Genomic DNA, 17,881 nt, shown 5'->3' with positions numbered 1-17,881 from the left:
CCCGGGGTGATGACAACATGAACATTTATGAACAGTCGTCGCCTAGCCACGTTCCTGTTGGTCAGCGGTACCGCGTTCGCGGCTTCCACGGTTGTCGCGCACGCCACGCCCATGCCGGGCGAATTCCCCCAAGTGCGCTACGAAGTCAGCGGACCCGGTGTCGCCGAATACATTTCGTGGCAGGACGAGAAGGGCCAGCAGCACGCGGTGAACGTGGCGCTGCCGTGGTCGACTCAGTTCCAGGCGTTCGGCGGCGAGGTCTTCGTGCTCAGTGCGCAGGGTCAGGGCACCATCGCCTGCAAGATCGTGGTTGATGGCAACGTGGTCAACGACGCGCATTCCACCGGTACGCCCGGCCGGGCGGTCTGTTCGCACTGACGCGAAACCGAAGAGGAGAAGCGCATGGACCTCAAGACCGAGTCCGGCCTGACGCCGCGATTGAACGGCGCGCCGCCACCTCGGGTGGCGCTGGCCGATATCGAGCTGGGCTCGCTGGATTTCTGGGCTCGCGACGACGACTATCGCGACGGCGCCTTCGCCACTTTGCGGCGTGAGGCGCCTATCTCGTTCTGGCCCGCGGTCGACTATGAGGGATTCGACTCCGGCGCCGGGCATTGGGCACTGACCAGGCTGGACGACGTGTTCTTCGCCAGCCGCCATCCGGAGGTTTTCAGCTCGAGTCCCAGCATCACGATCAACGACCAAACACCGGAGCTGGCCGAGTATTTCGGATCGATGATCGTGCTGGACGACCCGCGTCATCAGCGGCTGCGTTCGATCGTCAGCCGGGCCTTCACGCCCCGCGTGGTGGCCCGAATCGAGGCCTCGGTGCGGGATCGGGCGCACCGGTTGGTGACGTCGATGATCGCCGGGCATCCCGACGGGCACGCCGATCTGGTCAGCGAACTGGCCGGACCGCTGCCGCTGCAGATCATCTGCGACATGATGGGCATCCCCGAGGAGGACCATCAGCGGATATTCCATTGGACCAACGTGATTCTCGGATTCGGCGACCCGGATCTGACCACCGATTTCGCGGAGTTCTTTCAGGTTTCGATGGACATCGGCGCCTACGCCACCGCGTTGGCCGACGACCGCCGGGTCCACCACCACGACGACTTGACCACCGCGCTGGTCGAATCCGAGGTGAACGGCGAGCGGCTGTCGTCGTCGGAGATCGCGATGTTCTTCATCCTGCTGGTGGTGGCCGGCAACGAGACCACCCGCAACGCCATCAGTCACGGCGTGCTGGCGCTGTCCCGCTACCCGGCCGAGCGGGAGAAGTGGTGGTCAAATTACGACGGGCTGGCGCACAGCGCGGTCGAGGAGATCGTGCGCTGGGCCTCACCGGTGATCTACATGCGCCGCACCCTTACCCAGGATTTCGAACTGTCCGGCACCAAAATGGCTGCCGGCGACAAGGTTTCGATGTGGTACTGCTCGGCCAACCGGGACGAGTCGAAGTTCGCCGACCCGTGGACTTTCGACGTGACCCGCGACCCCAACCCGCATGTCGGCTTCGGCGGTGGCGGCGCACACTTCTGCCTGGGCGCCAACCTGGCGCGCCGCGAGATCCGGGTGGTGTTCGACGAATTGCGTCGCGAGATCCCCGACATCACCGCGACGGCGGAGCCGGCTCGGCTGCTGTCGCAGTTCATCCACGGCATCAAACGCCTGCCGGTCACCTGGAGTTAGGCGCAGCCCTAACTGGGCTTCATCGCGACTTCGAGCGAGGGAGCCGGCCCGGCGTGTTCCCCCGCGAGGCAGCCCCAAAACTGTTGAGCCACTGGGGCAAGCAATCGCGGCCCGAGTTCCCGGATCATCACGGCCATCGCCTGTAGATAATCGGGCGTCTCGGTGCCGGCAAGGCCGCGCGACCGAAGGCTGCGAACCTCGGCGAGGGTGAAGTCGGCCAGCATGGCGACGAGTTCCGGATCGGATTCGACCGGGTCCAGCATCGCCCGGCGCAGGTAGGTCATCAGCGCCGGCTTGGCGGTCAGTAGTCGGTCCACGCTGCTGTCGCGGGCATGGCGGATCTGCTGGGCGCCGCCTTCGGCCGGCACCGATTCCAGCGCCTGCCGGAGCAATTCGAAGACATGCTGGCGGACCGCGCGGCGCAGCCCGTCCTTGTTGGAGAAATGGTGGACCACCAGTCCGTGGGTGATTCCCGCCTCGGCGGCCACCTCCCGGATGCTGGTGTTGGCCGCGCCCTTCTCGGCGAACAGTTCCAGAGCCGCGTTGCGGATCCGCGCCTTGGCCGTCAGATCCGCCGGGACGTCGACTGCCCCATCGATGGTCATGGGCTGACTATACGCCAGGAAAGGTCATTGACCAATTGGATAGTCAACATTACATTTGGAAAGCATGGCTACCCTCGCAGGTGTTCTGGCAACCAACGCGGGACGCTGCCCCGCCCGTCCGGCGCTGATCTTCGGCGATCGCAAGTTGAGCTACCGCGAGGTCGACGCGAAAGTGAACCAGACGGCCAGGGCGCTGGCGACGACTGGGCTGCGCAAGGGCGATCGCATGGTGCTGATGTCGGCTAACAGCGACAGCTTCTATCTCGCGTCGTATGCCGCGTGGCGCCTGGGCGCCCTGGTGGTCCCGGCGAACCCGGCGGCCACTGCCGCCGAGCTGCAGTACCTGCTCGACGACTCGCAGGCGGCCGTGCTGGTTTTCGGCCCTACCGCGGCGGAGGCCGCCGGCAGGTGCGCAGCCGCACCGTCGCTGGTATATCCGCCGATCGCACTGGATCCGGAGCTGGCGAGACTTGCTGCCGCACAACCGGATACCGCACCGGACGTCGAGGTATCCGAAAGTGACGATGCGGCCATCCTGTACACCTCGGGCACCACTGGGCGCCCGAAAGGCGCGCTGTTCGACCATCACCGCGTCCTCTGGGTGGGCCTGAACGCCGCGGCGGTACTCGGGCTGCGGGACGGCGATCGGGTGCTGCATGTCGCGCCGATGTATCACGCCGCCGACCTCACCATTCTGGTTGTGGGAGGCACTCAACTGGGCGCCACGCACGTGATCCTGCCGGCCTTCAGCCCGGACGCAGTACTCGATGCCCTCGAAAAAGCATTCGGTCAACGCATTTTTTCGGCGTCCCGACGATGTATCAGCTACTGCTGCGTCATCCCGAGCTCGCCACCAGGGACCTGTCCGCGTGGCGCGTCGGCCTGTTCGGTGCCGCACCCATGCCGGCCTCAGCGGTGCAGGAAGCGCTCGAAGCGCTGCCACACCTCGAGTTGATTCAGGCATGCGGGCAGACCGAGGGCGGCCCGGGCGGCATCTACAGCAGCGCCCAGGAGGTCCGCGAGCGCCCTGATGCCAGCGGGCGACATGCGCTGTTCAACACCGAGGCCCGGATCGTCGACCCGGACGGCAATGACGTCGGCCCCGGTGGCACGGGCGAGCTCGTTTTGCGCGGCGAGACCGTCATGAAGGGGTACTGGCGCAATCCGGAGGCCACCGCCGAGACCATCCGCGACGGCTGGCTGCACACCGGCGACGTCGCCACGATCGACGCCGACGGTTACATCACCCTGGTCGACCGCCTCAAGGACATGATCATCTCCGGTGGACGCAACATCTACTCCGTCGAAGTGGAAAACGAACTCGCCGCGCACCCGGCAATCGCCGATATCGCGGTGGTCTCCCGCGAGCACCCCGACTACGGCGAAACGGTCGTCGCCGTCATCACCCCGCACCCCGGTCACTCGCTGACGCTCGAAGAACTCCGCTCCTTCGGTGCCGAACGCCTCAGTGCCTACAAGCTGCCCCGCGAGCTCATCGTGCGGGACATCCCGCGCAACCCGTCCGGCAAAATCCTCAAACACCTGCTGCGCGCCGACCTGACCGCGACGGACCGGGCAGCGGCGACGACGGGCTGAACAGCTACAGAAACGAATTCTCGGCGCTGAGGCCACGTTCGGGGAAGGCGCCCAGCGCGAACGTCTCGGCGTTGCCCAGCCCCACCCCCGCCGGCGGGATCTTCCACCCGCACCAACAGGTCCCGCAACTGGTGTACCTGGCGGGCGATCTCGGGCTGGTCGCAGTCCGGGACGTGGTACCCCTCGACCTTCAATTCGCCGACCCACTGGCCGTACACCCAGTCGTTCCAGCCGTAATAGCCGGCCGTGCCCAGGTGAAAGCCGGTGGGTCCGGCCGCGGTGATGGTCAACGGCCTTGTGCTGCCGTCGGTTTCGGTCAGCGTGATGGTGCCGTGGGTGAGCCGGCGGTTGCCGTCCTCGAAGTGCAGGTCCTGGTCGACGGCCGCGAACCGGTAGGCGGTGCCGTCCTCGTTCTGCTGTTCGGCCTGGAATCTGGTGGCCTCGAAACCCTCGCCGCGCTCCTGCTGGAAGAAGACGAACAGCGAGTAGGCCGATCCGTCCGGACGCACCATCGTCATCGGGCACCAGGTCATCAACATCTGGTTGATCCGCCGGCCCCCGCGCGGCAGGCCGGGGATCGGCTTGCCGACGCCGGGCCGCAGACCCCACGAGTGGTCACGGATCGAGATCCACGTCGCAGGCGTGACCTCGGTGCGCTCCCCCTCGACCTCCACCCAGCCGGATGCGACGCCAATCTGGTGGTAGCGCAACACGTTATGGCTCACCCGGTAGCCGTCCGGGCTACGGTCCGGCCAGGGGTCTTCCAGTGCCGCGTCGAAGCTGCCCCGCACGGTGACGTCGAAGGCGATGGGTGCGTGCTCGGTCTTGTCCAAGGTGACGCGAACGGCTTTGAGTGGTTCGACGACGCGGTAGTGCACGGGTCCGACGTCGGTTCCCGACGGGTCCGACGACAGCCGCCGGCCGGCACGCACCGTCCACTGCTCGGTACCGCGGCACACCCCGCCCGCGCCGTCGAACACTCCCCTGTTGGTGTACTTGCCGACGCCGAGCACCAGTTGCAGCGAGTTGTCGCGGGCGTGCGCGATGGTCCAGATCTTCTCGGTCCAGGACGGATCCGACTGGCTGACCGTGGCGAACGTGTCGACGATCTGATGCGTCAGGGATTCGTCCTCGGGCACCAGCCCGCCATAGTTGGTGGACAGCAAGCTGAATCGCCTTTCTCGGGGTTTCCAACGGCCTCAGCCGCCGGCGTATGTCGTCATATCGGTGCCGCGGTCGTACTCGGCCATCCAGGTTGCCGCCCACTGCGGCAGCGGCTGGTCGGCCGGGTCGTGGTACGGCGTCTGCGACAACGCCAACCGCCACAGCATCTTGATCAGGTGCGTGTCGGGTACGGCATGAAACACCGGGCGTACGCCCCGTCTGCCGATGCGGTAGCCGAACTCGCTGCGCAACGGATCGGCCATCACCTGCTCGGCCGACGTCCCGCGGTCGGGCAGCGGGATGCATTCGTCGAAGGCCCGGGCGACTGTGTTCGCGATGTAGCCGACATGCCGGAACGTGTGCCGGATGCGTTTGACCCGATACCAGGGATCGGGCATCAGGTGCCGATACAGCCGCAGCCCGGAGCTGCGGTGTTCGATCTCCTCGACGAAGTGCCACATCATCAGCGCCGCGACCCGCTGGTCCGCACCGCCGAATAGCGAATCCCGATGATCCAGAATCACTTTGAACATCGGAGTGAAGGTGGCTTCCAGGTTGGCGATGTAGGCGGCGTGGAACTCGACCGGGTGCGCGGCGATCAACTCCTGATACGACGCCATGGTCTGGTCGTAGCAGCGCTGCAGGCCGGGGTACTGCTCGATCAGGGCCAGCATGTGCTTGCGGTGCGCCGCGGAGTGCTGGGCTTCCTGCCGCAGGAAGGCGTCGGCTTCCGCGGCGACCTCCGGGTCTTCGGCCAGCCGATCCTGCGCCTGGCGCAGTGCGGCGATGATGTATTTCTCGAACGGCACCGCGATGAAGGTGAACGCGTTGCAGAAGATCGCGAAATGCGGATTAGCCGGCTGCCACAGGAACGGCACCTCGGACACCGACGTGTCGAACTCGAACGACATCTTCCGGACGACCAGGTCCGTCATCACCACTTGCCTTACGTCAGATCACCGTGTGTCTCGATTCGCAGTGTGACATTTGACGGCACAGATGTAAAGTACTCAGGGTGTCCACCCGTGTGCCGCCTGCTGCCGAATCCTCGACTCGCCGCCGGATTCTGGCCGCCACGTTCGTGGTACTCGCCCGCAGCGGGCGCAAACGGTTGATGCTCTCGGAGGTGGCCGCCGAGGCGAAGGTGTCCCGGCCCACGCTGTACCGGTATTTCCCGTCCAAAGACGAGTTACTGGCCGCCTTCGGCCTCTATGAGCAGGACAACTTCGACGCCGGGATCGCCTCGGCGATGGCCGGTCTGCGTGGCCGCGAAAGATTGGACGCGGCTTTACAATTCGTCGTCGATTTCCAGCACACTTATTCGCTGGGATTCCTGGTCGACACCGAGCCGGAACATGTTCTTGCGCAGATGAAACGGGTGATGCCGATTCTGCACGAGCGGATCGCCCGGCTGATCCCCGGCGAGAACGCCGACCTGGCGGCGGCGACGGTGGTCCGGGTTGCGGTGTGCCACTATCTGGTGGGCGGGGACGACCGTCAGCGCTTTCTCGACGAATTACGTTATGCCGCGGGCATCGACCGCCGGGCGGCGCGCACGGCCTAGCCGGCCAGCCATCCGCAGATGCGGGCGTTGACCAACTCGGGTTGTTCCAGATGCAGGAAATGACCAGTGCCGTCGATCATTTCGAATGCCGAGCCGGGCACCGGTAGATGGCGGGCGGCGCCGGCGACCACCTCGGCGCCGAGTCCACCGTCCTGGGAGCCGTGCAGGTACAGGGTGGGGATCGGCGGTGGCGTGAACGTGGCCATCGCCTCGGCTTCCGCGTCGGGGTCGGCGAACGCTGGGTTGAAGGTGGCGCGGTACGGGGCGATGACACTCGCGATGTTCTCGGCGGTGACGTGTTCGCGCAGCCACGAAATATCCTGTTGCGGATCGTATCCCGGCGACCAATCGGCCCAGAGCTGCTCCCAGAAGCCCGGCTGGGTCAGTGCCGTCTCGGCTAGGCCTACCTGCTGGATCAACCAGATGTAGAACGATCGCTTGAGTTGCCGGTAGCCCAACATCGTCTCCCCCAGCGCCGCGCTGGGCGGCACGGCCAGCGTCACCAGCCGGCGGAACGCGTCGGGCTGGAAGCCGACGGTGCCGTAGCCGGTGTGGGCACCCCAGTCGTGGCCGATCAGCACGGAGCGCTCGTCACCGCCACGGCTGGACCGTACCGAAAGAATGTGTCGCACATAGGTTCCCACGCTGATCGGTCCGCTGGCCGGGGCGTCGTAACCCGGTAGCCAGGGTGCCACCACCCGGTATCCCAGGTCGGCCAGGGCGGGACCCAGATGGCGCCAGGTGTGCGGGGTGTCAGGGAAGCCGTGTACCGCGACGGCCAACGGCTTCGCCGTGTCGTGGATATCGCCGAAGGTCAGTGGCTCAGGTCGCGCCATCAGTTACCCCCTTTACGTCAGTCACCGGGTATGTAACCCTCTGCTATTTACATCTGTTACGCAATATGTAAATGTCTGTCCATGGCTGGACTGTCCCTCCTCCAACGAGACCTTGCCACGACTCGTCGCCAGCTCGCGGCGTGGTTCGAGCACAGGTTCGGCACACCCATGGACGTCGGCGAACTGCGGCCGGCCAACCGGGCCGCGGGATGGTCGAGTGTGAGCCTGCTGTTCAGCGTCCACGGCGCCGGCAAAGACGCCCGGGAATACGTGGTGCGGATCCCGCCCACCGGCGGTGGGGTCTATGCCGAGTACGACCTGGCCGGCCAGACCCGCACCCAGCAGTTCCTGCACACCCACGGCATCGCCACACCATCGCCGATCCACTACGAACCCGACACGCACTGGCTCGACGCGCCCTTCCTGGTGATGCCGCGCATCGTCGGGCACACCCCCGTCGGACACGTCGTATGCATCCCGTGGCTGGCTGCACGGCGCCGCGATCGAGGTGCAACGGAGGGTGCACGACTCGTTTCTGGACACACTTGTTGCGCTGCAACGGGTTCCGGTCGACCAGGCGCCGTGGCTGCGACGCCCGCAGGGCGTGGGCAACACCGCCGAACTCGCATGGTGGCGCGACTATGTCGAGTGGGCCACCGACACGCAGGTGCCCGAACTGATCGTCGACGCGTTCGCCTGGCTGCACCGTCACCGGCCCGAGGACCCCGCCGAATTGGCGGTGTGCTGGGGCGATGCCCGCCTGTCCAACGCGATCTTCGACGACAGCGGCGCGATCGTCGGGGCGCTGGACTGGGAGCAGGCCTGCCTGTGCCCGGCCGAAACCGACTTCGCGTGGTGGCTGGCCACACGACGCCAGACCATGGAGGTCAACGGCATCACAGCCGATCCGGAATTGCCCGGCTTCGACACGCGGCAGCGGGTCGTCGCCCGATTCGAGGAGATGATCGGCCGCCCCCTTCAGGCGCTGTGGTGGTATGAGATTTTCGCCATGGTGCGGATGGGTTGCTGCATTCTGCGCGTGCAATGGCTGCTGCGCAGCATCGGTCAGGCCGGTCACGGCCTCACCCGCGCGCCGGTGATGCCCGCCTGGGCGGTCGAGGCAATCAGGTCGTGACGTCGTAGACGAACAGCACGCGCGGATAGACGCTCAGCCACTCCGGCGGTTGCGGGATGCGCGCGACATTCGCTGCGGTAGTGGCCAGCCAGGCCAGTGCCTGACGGTACTCGTCGAAACGCGCTGGCGCGTAAGGGTAGCGGTGGTAGCGGGCGAACGCGTGCACGTGGGCGTACAGCGCGGCTTTGCCGATCACCCCGTCGGGCATGTCTTCGAAGACGAAGATGCGCCGGCGTGCCACCCGGTGGCATTCGGTTGTCAACCGCACCGGGTCGTGGCTGTGATGCAGCACCTCGCTGAGCACGACATGGTCGAATGAGTTGTCCGGGAACGGGATCGAGGTGCCGTCGAATTCGACGAACGCAATGTCGGTCACGCGTGCGTCCGTCACGTCGATGCCGGTCGGGTCCGCGCCGTACATGTCGCGTAGATAGGCCGACAGATACCCGGTTCCGCACCCGACGTCCAGCACGGTGTCGCCGCGTTCGATGTATCCGGCGAGCGCCTCGGCCTGGTCGCGCAACCGCAGGGCGGGTTGCATGACGTGCTGGGCTTCGGAGAGTCGGCGGCGAAACATCTCGGCCGAAACTAGCACGGTCCGACGGGAACTTGCCCGAATGAGCCGCCGCTGGCCGGCGCGGTGCTTAGACTCCCCCGCAAGCCGATTCGGTGTTGCAGGAGGCTGCCGATCCCAACCCCAGCACCGTGATCTGTCTGCTGCAAGGCGCCGACGGCCAGCAGCTGACCGGGTCGGCGCGTCGCTGACCGCACCGGGCTACGAGTCTGCTACAGCCATCTGGCTTCCCGGGGCTGCAGCTGGTCGGTCAAGGCCCGGATCTCCTCGCGAAGCTCGTCGATCTGGGCGGCGGTCGCCGCCTGGTTGGCGGTGTCGGTCTCCTCGACGCGTTGCACGATCCAGGACGCCAGTGATGCCGTCACCACACCGACCAGGCCGATGCCGCCCATCATCAGGACCACGGCGATGACCCGTCCGGTGACGGTGACCGGATACAGGTTTCCGTAGCCGACGGTGGTGACGGTGGTGATCGCCCACCAGACGGCCGTGCCGAACGAGTCGATGGTGGCGTGTGGCACGCCGCGTTCGGTGTTGAGCACGGCGAGGGAGCCCACATAGATCAACAGCAGTACCCCAGAGATGGTGTACAGCAGAATCCGGCCGCGCACCGCGTCACCCACGGCCCGCTGCAGCGCTCCCATCAGCACCACCAGCCGCACCAATTGCAGTGGCCGGATCAGCGGCAGCACCACGATCAAGAAGTCGAACCAGTGCCGCAGGAACCATTGCCAACGGTCTGTCGCCAACAGCAGGCGGACGAGGTAGTCGATGACGAACAGGCTCCACGCGATCCAGCACGCCACCTGCAGCGAGTGCGACAACTCTGCTCCGGGCCGGGTCAGCACCTGTATCGAGTACATGGTGAGAAAGGCGGCGGCAATCAGGGCCAGCGGCCACTCGGTGCGCTGCTTCCACAGCTGTTCCTTGGAGAGGTCAGACATATGGCTCAGCGTATCCGGGCCACCGGCAAAGGCTTTCGCCGTCGGCGTCAGTCGGCGGATCCGGCCGAGCGTGACGCTGCCGACGTTGGGCTGACCGGCCGCTCGAAGATGGCCCGCACAGCGGCCTGGTCGCCGTCGATGTGCACCGCGGCCGCGACGTCGTCGAGGGTGAGCATCCCCACCGCGAGACCCAGCACCATCGCGGCCTCGGCGTGCAGCACGGCGTCCAACTCACGACCATCCGGCAAGCTCACCTCGACACCCGAGACTGCGTCATCCGCAGCTGCACCATCTCACCCGCCACGGATATGCCCACCGTCACCGACCGATCCCCGGGCACTCGGTCGGCCAGCAGTGCCGGCAGCGCCACCAGCAGCCACTCGGCGCGGAAGACGTCGTTTTCTGGGCCCCGGATCATCAGCGGTGTGGACCAGCGGATCAACCCTTCGATCGGTTCGCGCAGCTGCGCCCCCCAAGGGGTGAGCGCGTAGGTGACGGCCGCGCCATCGGCCAGCCGTCGTTCGATCACTCCGGCCGCCTCGAGTTCACGCAGGCGGCCGGCCAGCAGGTTGGTGGCTACACCCGGCAGACCGTCGAGCAGCTCGCGGTAACGGGCGGGCGCCACCAGGAGTTGTCGCACGATCAATAGGTTCCAGCGGTCGCCGACCACGTCGAGCGCGCGGGCCAGGCCGCAGTACTGACCGAAGTTCTTTCCCATCTCACCCTGCTTTATAAAATGAAGTGTGCTTTAGTATATCAAGCAGGATCCGTAGGAAGGGGTTAGGCATGACCGTCACCGATCGACCCGCCTGGGTCGACGAGACGTTGTTCCCGTTTCAGAGCCGCTTCGTCGAGATCGACGGGCACACCATCCACTATGTGGACGAAGGGTCGGGGCCCACGCTGCTGTTCCTGCACGGCAACCCCACCTGGTCGTTCGTGTACCGGGACACCATCCGCGCCCTGCGTGATGAATTCCGTTGTGTGGCAATCGATTATCCAGGATTTGGATTGTCCGAGGCCGCGCCGGGCTACCGGTATGTGCCCGAGGAGCACGCCGAGGTGGTCGCCGCTTTCGTCGACAGGCTCGGCTTGAGCGGGGTGACGGTCGTCGTCCACGACTGGGGTGGGCCGATCGGGCTGGCTACGGTCGCGCGTAATCCCGACGCCTTCGATCGGGTGGTGGTGGCCAATACCTGGGCCTGGCCGGTGAGCGGCCCACACTTCGAGATTTTCTCGCGCCTGATGGGCGGACCGCTCGGACGGTTGCTGATAAGGCAGTTCAACCTCTTCGTCAACGCCATGATCCCGGCGGGGCACCGGTGGCGGAAGCCCAGCGGCACCGAGATGGCGCACTACCGCAAGGCCCTGGACAGCCCGGAGCGGCGGTACGCCTCGGCGGTCTTTCCCCGCCGCATCACCGGCTCTCGGACGTTCCTGGCTGAGATCGAGGCCGCCCTGCCGGGCCTGGCATCGATGCCGGCTCTCATCATCTGGGCCACCGGCGACATCGCGTTCGGCGACAACGAGTTGCGCCGGTGGGAACAGGTCTTCCCCGATCACCGCACCGAGATCATCGACGGCGCAGGGCATTACGTGCAGTCGGATGCCCCGGAGCGGTTCGCCGCGGCGATCCGGGATTGGTTGGCGTGATGCCATCCTGCTACCAGAGGTAGACGACCGCTTCCTTACCGCCCGTGCACCGGATCCACGGGTTCGGGCCGTCGCCCGCGCACCGCATGACGAAGTTCGCCCCGTTGCATTCCGCGCCCGGAATCGTCGGGCAGGCAACCGAACCCGGCGCCGACACCGTCCGCGCATCGGTGGTCGCATTTCCGTAGGCACTCCAGTACGAGTCCAGCACGGACTGCGCGAAGAAGCACGACGTCTGCGGCGAGCCCCGGCCGCTGCGTGAGCCGAATGCGGTGCTGTCGTTGCGGTGATAACCGAAGTCGCAGCTTTGGTGCGCGGCGCTTTGATCCGGGCCGGCCACCAGCGGAGGGGGTGACGTTGGCGGGTCGCGACGGGCTCGGCTGCGGCGAATTTGGACGAGTCGGTCGGCTCGCCCGAGTACGGCGGAATCGTGGGCGGGACGCTCACCGACGATGCGGCACCGCTCTGCGGCGAATCCGGCTTCCTCAGCAGGCTCACCACCATGCCGATCACTCCGAGCACCAGCACCACGCAGGCGCCGATCACCACGGGCAGCACCCAACGCCGATCTTGTTGATCCGCAACCTGATTGGTGATCACCGGCTGCGGCCCTGACGGCGGGTACGTCTGCGGGTAGACCTGCTGATACGGCGGCGGCGCGGGCGGCGACGGTGGAGACGGGGGTAAGCCCGCGGCAGGGTGGGTGGCGCCGGCGCCCAGGACAGCTGCCGGGTCGGCTCGTCCGTCGGATCCACCACGGTGCGCACACCACTGCGCAGCGCCCGTTCGGCGGCGCGACCCAGCGCCCCGGCGCTGCCGTAGCGGTCGTCGGGTTCCTTGGCCATGCCGCGGGCGATGACGTCGTCCAACGTCGCGGGAACCCGCGGGTTGGTCTGGCTGGGCCGCGGCGGCGGCGTGGACATGTGTGCCGCGATCAACCCGCCCTGGGTCTTGCCCGGGAAAGGCAGTTCACCGGTCAACGCTTCGTACAGCACGCAAGCCAGTGAGTAGATGTCGGCGGCCGGAGTGATCTCGGTGCCGGCGAATCGTTCCGGCGCCATGTAGGCCCACGACCCGACGCGCATGTCGGTCGCGGTGAGCCGGGTGTTCTCCCCCACCACCTCGGCGATCCCGAAGTCCACCAGGTACGCGAAGTCGGCCGGGGTGACCAGGATGTTCTGCGGCTTGACGTCGCGATGGACCAGGCCCTCGGCGTGCGCGGCGTCCAGCGCGGCGGCGATCTGGTTGACGATGGCGACGGCCCGCGGCGCATCCAGCGGTCCTTTGGCCAGCAGAGCTTCCAGGTCTTTGCCACGGACCAGCCGCATGTCGATGAACAGCGAGCCGTCGATTTCGCCGAAACCGTGGATCGGGATGACGTGCGGCTCCTGCAGCGTCGCCGCCGCGTGCGATTCCCGCTCGAAGCGAGTGCGGAACTTGCGGTCGTGGGCGTACTGGCTCTTGATGATCTTCAGGGCGACCGACCGGCCGATCTGGTTGTCGTAGGCCTCGTAGACCTCGCCCATGCCGCCTTTACCGAGGACGCCGGTGATCGTGTATTTGCCGAAGGTCGTGCCGACTCGCTGATCTCCCGCTGACACCGTCATCGCCTCCCGTAGGGATTATGCGGCACGGCGCCGGCTTGTCTAGCCTTTGCCCGGGCACTTTCCGGCGGGCAGCTGGGCGAGGTGGCTGGTCAGCCAGGTGGCGGCTTCGTCGAGGGCGTGCCTTCCGTCGTCGAAGGATCCCGAAATCGGTTGCGCGGCAATGGCGACGGCGGTTTTCCCGGCCGGTGTGTCGATCACGCCGAGCTGGCGGACCAGGTATATGCCGGATTCCGAGGGGGCCCCAGCCGCCTTTGAATCGGGCTCCGGCCATGGTGCCGATTCCCCAGGTCTGCTGCTGCTGGATTTGCGCCATCAGATCGAAGATCGGGTCATTGCGCTTGTCGCAGAACGCGTTAGCGGTGAAGTGCGCCTGATTGGCCAGCGACCAGATGGTCTGGCCGAAAGCGGTGTATTCGGGCCGGACTTTGCGGGACTGGACTGTCGTCGGGTCGCCGGTTTCCTGCAGGCTTTGCTGCACCTTGCGGGCGGCGGTGGCCGGCTCACCCAACTGCTGCCACAGCGCCTCGGCGGCGGCGTTGTCGGATTCGGTGATCGCGGCCCTCATCTTGTCGGTGATGTGGCCCTGCTCGCGGTAGGCGGCGATCACCAACGGCACCTTGCTGGTCGACCAGGCCGGGCCCTGCTCCGAGCTGCCCCACGTCGCGGGCGGCTCGGCGCTGCCGACGGCGGCGACCGCCAGGCCCATGGTCGCGTTCAGTCGGGCCGCCAATTGGGCGAATTCGCTTGCCAGGTCGGGTTGGCCGGGCGGTGCGGTTCGGGTGGTGGACGGCAGCGGCGGTGCGGCGGTCCGGTGGGGTGTTGGCGCGTCGCGATTGAGGTAGACGACGCCGAGCGCCACGACCGCGGCTGCCACCACCAGGGTTGCGGCAACCGCGATCACGCGTCGGATGCTACCCCGCTTTGGCTTGGAGATAGGCGACGATCCCTTGGGTGACGGCGTTGGCGTACCGGGCGCGCCCGTCGGGGCTTTCCATGGTGGCGGCGTCGTCGGCGTTCTTCATGTTGCCGAGTTCGACCAGGACGGCCGGGTACTTCGCCAGGTTCAGGCCGGCCAGGTCGGCGCGACCATAGAGGCCGTCGGATCCGATGTAATTCGACGGCGCAAAACCCGCTTGCAGCAGCGCCGAGCGCATCGCGTTGGCCAATTGCATGGTCTGCTCGGGCTGGTTGTCGCTCAGCGGGGGGCTGGAGTAGTTGACGTGGAAGCCGTGCCCGGACGGCGGGCCGCCGTCGGCGTGGATGCTGACGATCGCGTCGGGATGGGCCGCGTTGGCGCGGTCGGCACGCTCGTCGATGCAGGGTCCGACGGAGTTGTCGTCGCCCCGGGACAGGCCGACCTTGACGCCCATCCCGCGCAGATTGTCGGCGACCATATTGGTGACGGCCCAGGTGAACGCGTGCTCGGGATACCCGTCATTGGCCGCGGTGCCCGAGGTGTTGCACGGCTTGGTGCCGCCCCGACCGTTGGGGACCGGCCGGTTGATGGAGGCGTCGGCGACGCCGTTGTGGCCGGGGTCGAGGAAGACGGTCATATCGGCGAGCCCAGCGGCCTTCGAGTGCGGCGCGCTGAGGGCTGCGGCGACGACCAGCGGTGCGGCGGCGGCGTATTTGAGCACGTCGCGCCGGGAAACTCGGGTCACCGCGCGATGGTAACAACCGGGCCCGGTCGCGCGCCCCTCACCTTGTTTGGTCCTTCTTTGGTCCCCCAGTGCTGACTTCCTTTTTCCGCAACCTTCCCCACGAGTGCTATCGCACCGTCATTTCGGGCCGCTTTCTTCGCTGTGGCGTTACGCTCGCGGCATGCGCACCTTCAAGCTCGGGCTGGTCGCGACCGTCGGGGCGGCCGCCGCCATCGCTGTTCCGGCCGTCGCACACGCGGACTCGAAGTATTTTCAGTCGCCGTCGGGGAACATCGTCTGCATGCTCGGCGCTGACGGCGCCGCCTGCGACATCCACGAGTACACCTTCACCCCGCCGCCACCACCGGAATGTGCCCAGCACATCAAGTGGGGCAACCGATTCGCGGTGGAACCCGGTAAGCCCGGCCACGGGAGTTGCCACGGCGACACCCTGGCCATGCCCGGCGAGCCGACGCTGAACTACGGCCAGACCATCAGCGCCGGCACCATCACCTGTGCCAGTAGCGAGCAGGCGGGCATCAAGTGCACCGAGTCCGGCGGTGGGCATTTCTTCCAGGTTTCGCGGGATTCCTTTCAGCTGGGATAGCTGGGCTGGCTGGCTGGGCTGGCTGGCTGGGCTGGCGATGTCGCCGTCGCGGCGGGCAAACAGCGGTCTCGGTCGGGGCTTCCGGCGGAGGTTGGCGAACAACTGGTTAACAGCGTCTTGCGCGGACGTGGCCTAGCGGCGTGGCCGGGCATGGGAGCATGATGGTCTGGCAGTAGCTGGCGAAGATCGAAGGAGGGCTTGTTGGAGGGAACTTCGTTCGGGAAATACCGGTTGATCGAGTTGCTGGGTCGCGGCGGCATGGGCGAGGTGTGGCGGGCGTTCGACACCGCCACCGACCGGGTCGTCGCGCTCAAGATTCTGCCGTCGGAGATTTCCAATGACGAGGTTTTCCAGCAAAGGTTCCGCCGCGAAGCCCACTCGGCCGCGCGGTTGAGCAGCCCGCACCTGATCCCGATCCATACCTACGGCGAGATCGACGGACGGCTGTTCGTCGACATGCAATTGATCCAGGGGCGCGACCTGCAGACGGTGCTGAACAACGGGCCGCTGCCGCCGGAGCGCGCGGTCGCCATCATCGACCAGGTCGCCAAAGCGCTGCATGCCGCGCACCGGAACGGGCTGCTGCACCGCGACGTCAAGCCGTCCAACATCCTGCTCGACGCCGACGACTTCGCGTACCTGTTCGATTTCGGAATCGCCCGTGCAACAGACGATTTGGCGTTGACCGCGGCGGGAGACTTCGTGGGAACCTGGCACTACATGGCTCCCGAGAGGTTCAGCACCAAACCCATCGACTCGCGATCGGACATCTACTCGCTGTCGTGTGTCCTCTACGAGTGTTTGACCGCCCAGCACCCGTTTCCGGGAAACACGTTGGAGCGACAGATCACCGGGCATCTCACCAGTCCGCCGCCGCGGCCGTCGAACACCAATCCCGCTCTGCCGCCGGGGTTGGACACCGTAATCGCCAAGGGCATGGCCAAGCATCCCGGCGACCGGTATGACACCGCGGTGGATTTGGCGCGGGCTGCCCGCGAGGCGCTCACCGCACCGCCGGCCGCGCCGCCGGAACCGCCCACCCTGATGCGACCGGCCATCCCCGAACACGTTCACTACGGCGCCCGGCCCGGGAATCGTGCGCCGGTCCCGATGCCGCAGGCCCCGCCCAGGCAGACCGGCCCACACGCCACGGCACCCCAGACCGGACCACCGCGCACTGCCTTGCCGCAGCACGCGTCGCCGCAGCATGTGCACGGCCCACCGACCCTCGCCCGGCCCCTGCCGACCCTGCCGCCCACTCCCGCGCGAGAGCCGGCTCCGGCACGAGGGAGCGCGCCCACACCGTCGCGGCCGTGGTGGCGTCGCAAAGCCGCCGCCCTTTCGGTGGCCGCGTTGGTCGCCGTGGCTGCAACTGTCGCGGGCCTCGTCGTCTTCGGCAGGTCGGACTCCGCCCACGACGAGTTCCAGCAGGTGACCCTGCCGTTCACCGGACTTCGTGACCCACAGGGACTGTCGGTGGACTACGGCGGCACGGTGTACGTCGCCGACACCGAGCACAACCGGATCCTGGCGTTGCACCCCGGCTCGAAGACGCCCGACCAGCTGCCATTCGAGGGACTGAGCTTTCCCACTGGGGTGACGGCCGACCCCAACGGATCGATCTACGTCAACGACGCCGGCAACAAGCGTGTACTGGTCCTTCGCTACGGTGCGAGCGCCCCGATCACGCTGCCCTTCACCGACCTCGGCAATCCGACCGGTCTGACGGTGGACAGCAGTCGCACCGTCTACGTCACCGACACGGCCCGCAACCGTGTGGTGGCGCTGACCGACGGCTCCAACACCCAGACCGAGGTGCCCTTCACCGGCCTCAACGGCCCGACGGGTTTGGTGGTCAGCGGCAACGGTACGATCTACGTCTCCGACGGCGGAAACAATCGGATCCTGATGCTGCCGACGGACACGAAAAAGCAAGTGCCCGTACCGTTCAAGGGCCTCAAGCAGCCCGGCGGTGTCACCCTGGACAGCCAGGGCGCTGTGTACGTTACCGACAGCGGCAACAACCGCGCCCTGAAGTTACCCGCGGGGTCCTCGGACCAGATCGAGCTGCCCTTCACCGGTCTCAACTATCCCTGGGGGTTGTCCGTCGACAATCGCGGCAACATCTACGTCGGCGGCCGCAACGACCAAATCCTGGAGTTGCAGCGCAAGTAGGCCCCCCACCCTGGGCCGCGTCGAGTTTTCTTGGAGCGCAACATCTTCAGTGCATGCGCATCCGAGCTCGTCTCGGCGGGACGGCG

At 66.8% G+C, this 17,881-nt stretch carries 20 protein-coding genes and 3 pseudogenes; 11 read left to right on the top strand and 12 right to left on the bottom strand.

Annotation, left to right across the window (positions count from 1 at the left end):
- Nucleotides 1–27 precede the first annotated feature (27 nt).
- Both L6444_RS11485 and L6444_RS11480 read left to right on the top strand, forming a co-directional pair.
- Nucleotides 28–378, top strand: a complete 351-nt coding sequence (locus L6444_RS11485; protein ID WP_236982709.1) for an MmpS family transport accessory protein — start codon at nucleotides 28–30, stop codon at nucleotides 376–378.
- Between the two features lie 24 nt (nucleotides 379–402).
- Nucleotides 403–1,695: a cytochrome P450 gene (locus L6444_RS11480; RefSeq protein ID WP_236982707.1), complete on the top strand. Its 1,293-nt coding sequence runs from the start codon at nucleotides 403–405 to the stop codon at nucleotides 1,693–1,695.
- A gap of 8 nt (nucleotides 1,696–1,703) precedes the next feature.
- Here the strand turns inward: L6444_RS11480 and L6444_RS11475 are convergent, their stop codons facing one another.
- On the bottom strand, nucleotides 1,704–2,300 hold the full coding sequence (locus L6444_RS11475) for a TetR/AcrR family transcriptional regulator (RefSeq protein ID WP_236982700.1): 597 nt from the start codon (nucleotides 2,298–2,300) through the stop codon (nucleotides 1,704–1,706).
- Nucleotides 2,301–2,364: 64 nt separating this feature from the next.
- Here L6444_RS11475 and L6444_RS30095 point away from each other — a divergent pair, with 64 nt between their 5' ends.
- On the top strand, nucleotides 2,365–3,255 hold the full coding sequence (locus tag L6444_RS30095; RefSeq protein WP_255731170.1) for a class I adenylate-forming enzyme family protein: 891 nt from the start codon (nucleotides 2,365–2,367) through the stop codon (nucleotides 3,253–3,255).
- Nucleotides 3,147–3,770: pseudogene (locus L6444_RS30090) on the top strand (class I adenylate-forming enzyme family protein); the annotation flags it as partial. The gene L6444_RS30095 and the pseudogene L6444_RS30090, both read left to right, overlap by 109 nt.
- A 2-nt stretch (nucleotides 3,771–3,772) precedes the next feature.
- Here L6444_RS30090 and L6444_RS11465 read toward each other — a convergent pair.
- On the bottom strand, nucleotides 3,773–5,062 hold the full coding sequence (locus L6444_RS11465) for a hypothetical protein (RefSeq protein WP_236982698.1): 1,290 nt from the start codon (nucleotides 5,060–5,062) through the stop codon (nucleotides 3,773–3,775).
- Between the two features lie 33 nt (nucleotides 5,063–5,095).
- Nucleotides 5,096–5,995 (bottom strand): metal-dependent hydrolase, encoded by a 900-nt coding sequence (locus tag L6444_RS11460; RefSeq protein ID WP_236982696.1) that lies wholly within the window; start codon nucleotides 5,993–5,995, stop codon nucleotides 5,096–5,098.
- A gap of 80 nt (nucleotides 5,996–6,075) precedes the next feature.
- Between L6444_RS11460 and L6444_RS11455 the strand changes: the two genes are divergently transcribed.
- Nucleotides 6,076–6,624, top strand: a complete 549-nt coding sequence (locus L6444_RS11455) for a TetR/AcrR family transcriptional regulator (protein ID WP_236982694.1) — start codon at nucleotides 6,076–6,078, stop codon at nucleotides 6,622–6,624.
- Here the strand turns inward: L6444_RS11455 and L6444_RS11450 are convergent.
- On the bottom strand, nucleotides 6,621–7,460 hold the full coding sequence (locus tag L6444_RS11450) for an alpha/beta fold hydrolase (protein WP_236982692.1): 840 nt from the start codon (nucleotides 7,458–7,460) through the stop codon (nucleotides 6,621–6,623). The two genes, L6444_RS11455 and L6444_RS11450, sit on opposite strands and share 4 nt — an antisense overlap.
- 520 nt (nucleotides 7,461–7,980) lie before the next feature.
- Between L6444_RS11450 and L6444_RS11445 the strand changes: the two genes are divergently transcribed.
- Nucleotides 7,981–8,595 (top strand): phosphotransferase, encoded by a 615-nt coding sequence (locus L6444_RS11445; protein WP_236982690.1) that lies wholly within the window; start codon nucleotides 7,981–7,983, stop codon nucleotides 8,593–8,595.
- Here the strand turns inward: L6444_RS11445 and L6444_RS11440 are convergent.
- A complete protein-coding gene (locus L6444_RS11440; RefSeq protein WP_236982688.1) occupies nucleotides 8,585–9,190 on the bottom strand; it encodes a class I SAM-dependent methyltransferase in 606 nt (201 codons plus the stop codon). The genes L6444_RS11445 and L6444_RS11440 overlap by 11 nt on opposite strands.
- An 89-nt stretch (nucleotides 9,191–9,279) precedes the next feature.
- Here L6444_RS11440 and L6444_RS11435 point away from each other — a divergent pair.
- Nucleotides 9,280–9,360 (top strand): annotated as a pseudogene (locus L6444_RS11435) (hypothetical protein); the annotation flags it as partial.
- A 21-nt stretch (nucleotides 9,361–9,381) separates the two neighbouring features.
- On the opposite strand, the gene L6444_RS11430 reads toward L6444_RS11435, so the two are convergent.
- The 3 genes from L6444_RS11430 to L6444_RS11425 are packed head-to-tail and all read right to left on the bottom strand — an operon-like array spanning nucleotide 9,382 to nucleotide 10,831.
- Entirely contained in the window at nucleotides 9,382–10,113 is a 732-nt protein-coding gene (locus tag L6444_RS11430; protein ID WP_236982686.1) for a potassium channel family protein, read from the bottom strand.
- Between the two features lie 47 nt (nucleotides 10,114–10,160).
- The gene (locus tag L6444_RS30525) at nucleotides 10,161–10,367 is read right to left on the bottom strand and encodes a hypothetical protein (RefSeq protein WP_459551921.1); all 207 of its coding nucleotides are present in this window, start codon (nucleotides 10,365–10,367) and stop codon (nucleotides 10,161–10,163) included.
- Entirely contained in the window at nucleotides 10,364–10,831 is a 468-nt protein-coding gene (locus L6444_RS11425; RefSeq protein WP_459551920.1) for a winged helix-turn-helix transcriptional regulator, read from the bottom strand. The genes L6444_RS30525 and L6444_RS11425 overlap by 4 nt, the downstream gene beginning before the upstream one ends.
- Before the next feature lie 68 nt (nucleotides 10,832–10,899).
- Here L6444_RS11425 and L6444_RS11420 point away from each other — a divergent pair, with 68 nt between their 5' ends.
- Nucleotides 10,900–11,766 carry an alpha/beta fold hydrolase gene (locus tag L6444_RS11420; RefSeq protein WP_236982684.1) on the top strand — a complete coding sequence of 289 codons (867 nt, stop codon included), beginning with the start codon at nucleotides 10,900–10,902 and terminating at the stop codon, nucleotides 11,764–11,766.
- Between the two features lie 10 nt (nucleotides 11,767–11,776).
- On the opposite strand, the gene L6444_RS11415 is transcribed toward L6444_RS11420, so the two are convergent.
- The gene (locus L6444_RS11415; protein WP_236982682.1) at nucleotides 11,777–12,106 is read right to left on the bottom strand and encodes a hypothetical protein; all 330 of its coding nucleotides are present in this window, start codon (nucleotides 12,104–12,106) and stop codon (nucleotides 11,777–11,779) included.
- 51 nt (nucleotides 12,107–12,157) lie between these two features.
- Here L6444_RS11415 and L6444_RS11410 point away from each other — a divergent pair, with 51 nt between their 5' ends.
- Entirely contained in the window at nucleotides 12,158–12,343 is a 186-nt protein-coding gene (locus L6444_RS11410; RefSeq protein ID WP_236982680.1) for a hypothetical protein, read from the top strand.
- 82 nt (nucleotides 12,344–12,425) lie between these two features.
- Here L6444_RS11410 and L6444_RS11405 read toward each other — a convergent pair.
- From L6444_RS11405 to L6444_RS11395, 3 genes and pseudogenes are all read right to left on the bottom strand, one after another.
- Nucleotides 12,426–13,373: pseudogene (locus L6444_RS11405) on the bottom strand (serine/threonine-protein kinase); the annotation flags it as partial.
- The gene (locus tag L6444_RS11400) at nucleotides 13,300–14,274 is read right to left on the bottom strand and encodes a serine hydrolase (protein WP_236982678.1); all 975 of its coding nucleotides are present in this window, start codon (nucleotides 14,272–14,274) and stop codon (nucleotides 13,300–13,302) included. The gene L6444_RS11400 and the pseudogene L6444_RS11405, both read right to left, overlap by 74 nt.
- Before the next feature lie 10 nt (nucleotides 14,275–14,284).
- Nucleotides 14,285–15,034 (bottom strand): Rv3717 family N-acetylmuramoyl-L-alanine amidase, encoded by a 750-nt coding sequence (locus L6444_RS11395; RefSeq protein ID WP_236982676.1) that lies wholly within the window; start codon nucleotides 15,032–15,034, stop codon nucleotides 14,285–14,287.
- 160 nt (nucleotides 15,035–15,194) lie between these two features.
- Here L6444_RS11395 and L6444_RS11390 point away from each other — a divergent pair, with 160 nt between their 5' ends.
- Both L6444_RS11390 and L6444_RS11385 read left to right on the top strand, forming a co-directional pair.
- A complete protein-coding gene (locus L6444_RS11390; protein ID WP_236982669.1) occupies nucleotides 15,195–15,620 on the top strand; it encodes a DUF6636 domain-containing protein in 426 nt (141 codons plus the stop codon).
- A 201-nt stretch (nucleotides 15,621–15,821) separates the two neighbouring features.
- Nucleotides 15,822–17,795, top strand: coding sequence for a serine/threonine-protein kinase PknD (locus L6444_RS11385; protein ID WP_236982667.1), 1,974 nt, complete (start codon nucleotides 15,822–15,824; stop codon nucleotides 17,793–17,795).
- Nucleotides 17,796–17,881: the final 86 nt, after the last annotated feature.

The sequence above is a fragment of the Mycobacterium kiyosense genome (assembly GCA_021654635.1).
Lineage (GTDB): Bacteria > Actinomycetota > Actinomycetes > Mycobacteriales > Mycobacteriaceae > Mycobacterium > Mycobacterium kiyosense.
This window is presented reverse-complemented; position numbering and strand designations above follow the sequence as displayed.

Coding starts and splice junctions, on each gene's coding strand:
- L6444_RS11485 (WP_236982709.1), top strand. CDS start 28: ATGAACAGTCGTCGCCTAGCCACGTTCCTGTTGGTCAGCGGTACCGCG.
- L6444_RS11480 (WP_236982707.1), top strand. CDS start 403: ATGGACCTCAAGACCGAGTCCGGCCTGACGCCGCGATTGAACGGCGCG.
- L6444_RS11475 (WP_236982700.1), bottom strand. CDS start 2,300: ATGACCATCGATGGGGCAGTCGACGTCCCGGCGGATCTGACGGCCAAG.
- L6444_RS30095 (WP_255731170.1), top strand. CDS start 2,365: ATGGCTACCCTCGCAGGTGTTCTGGCAACCAACGCGGGACGCTGCCCC.
- L6444_RS11460 (WP_236982696.1), bottom strand. CDS start 5,995: ATGACGGACCTGGTCGTCCGGAAGATGTCGTTCGAGTTCGACACGTCG.
- L6444_RS11450 (WP_236982692.1), bottom strand. CDS start 7,460: ATGGCGCGACCTGAGCCACTGACCTTCGGCGATATCCACGACACGGCG.
- L6444_RS11430 (WP_236982686.1), bottom strand. CDS start 10,113: ATGTCTGACCTCTCCAAGGAACAGCTGTGGAAGCAGCGCACCGAGTGG.
- L6444_RS11425 (WP_459551920.1), bottom strand. CDS start 10,831: ATGGGAAAGAACTTCGGTCAGTACTGCGGCCTGGCCCGCGCGCTCGAC.
- L6444_RS11420 (WP_236982684.1), top strand. CDS start 10,900: ATGACCGTCACCGATCGACCCGCCTGGGTCGACGAGACGTTGTTCCCG.
- L6444_RS11390 (WP_236982669.1), top strand. CDS start 15,195: ATGCGCACCTTCAAGCTCGGGCTGGTCGCGACCGTCGGGGCGGCCGCC.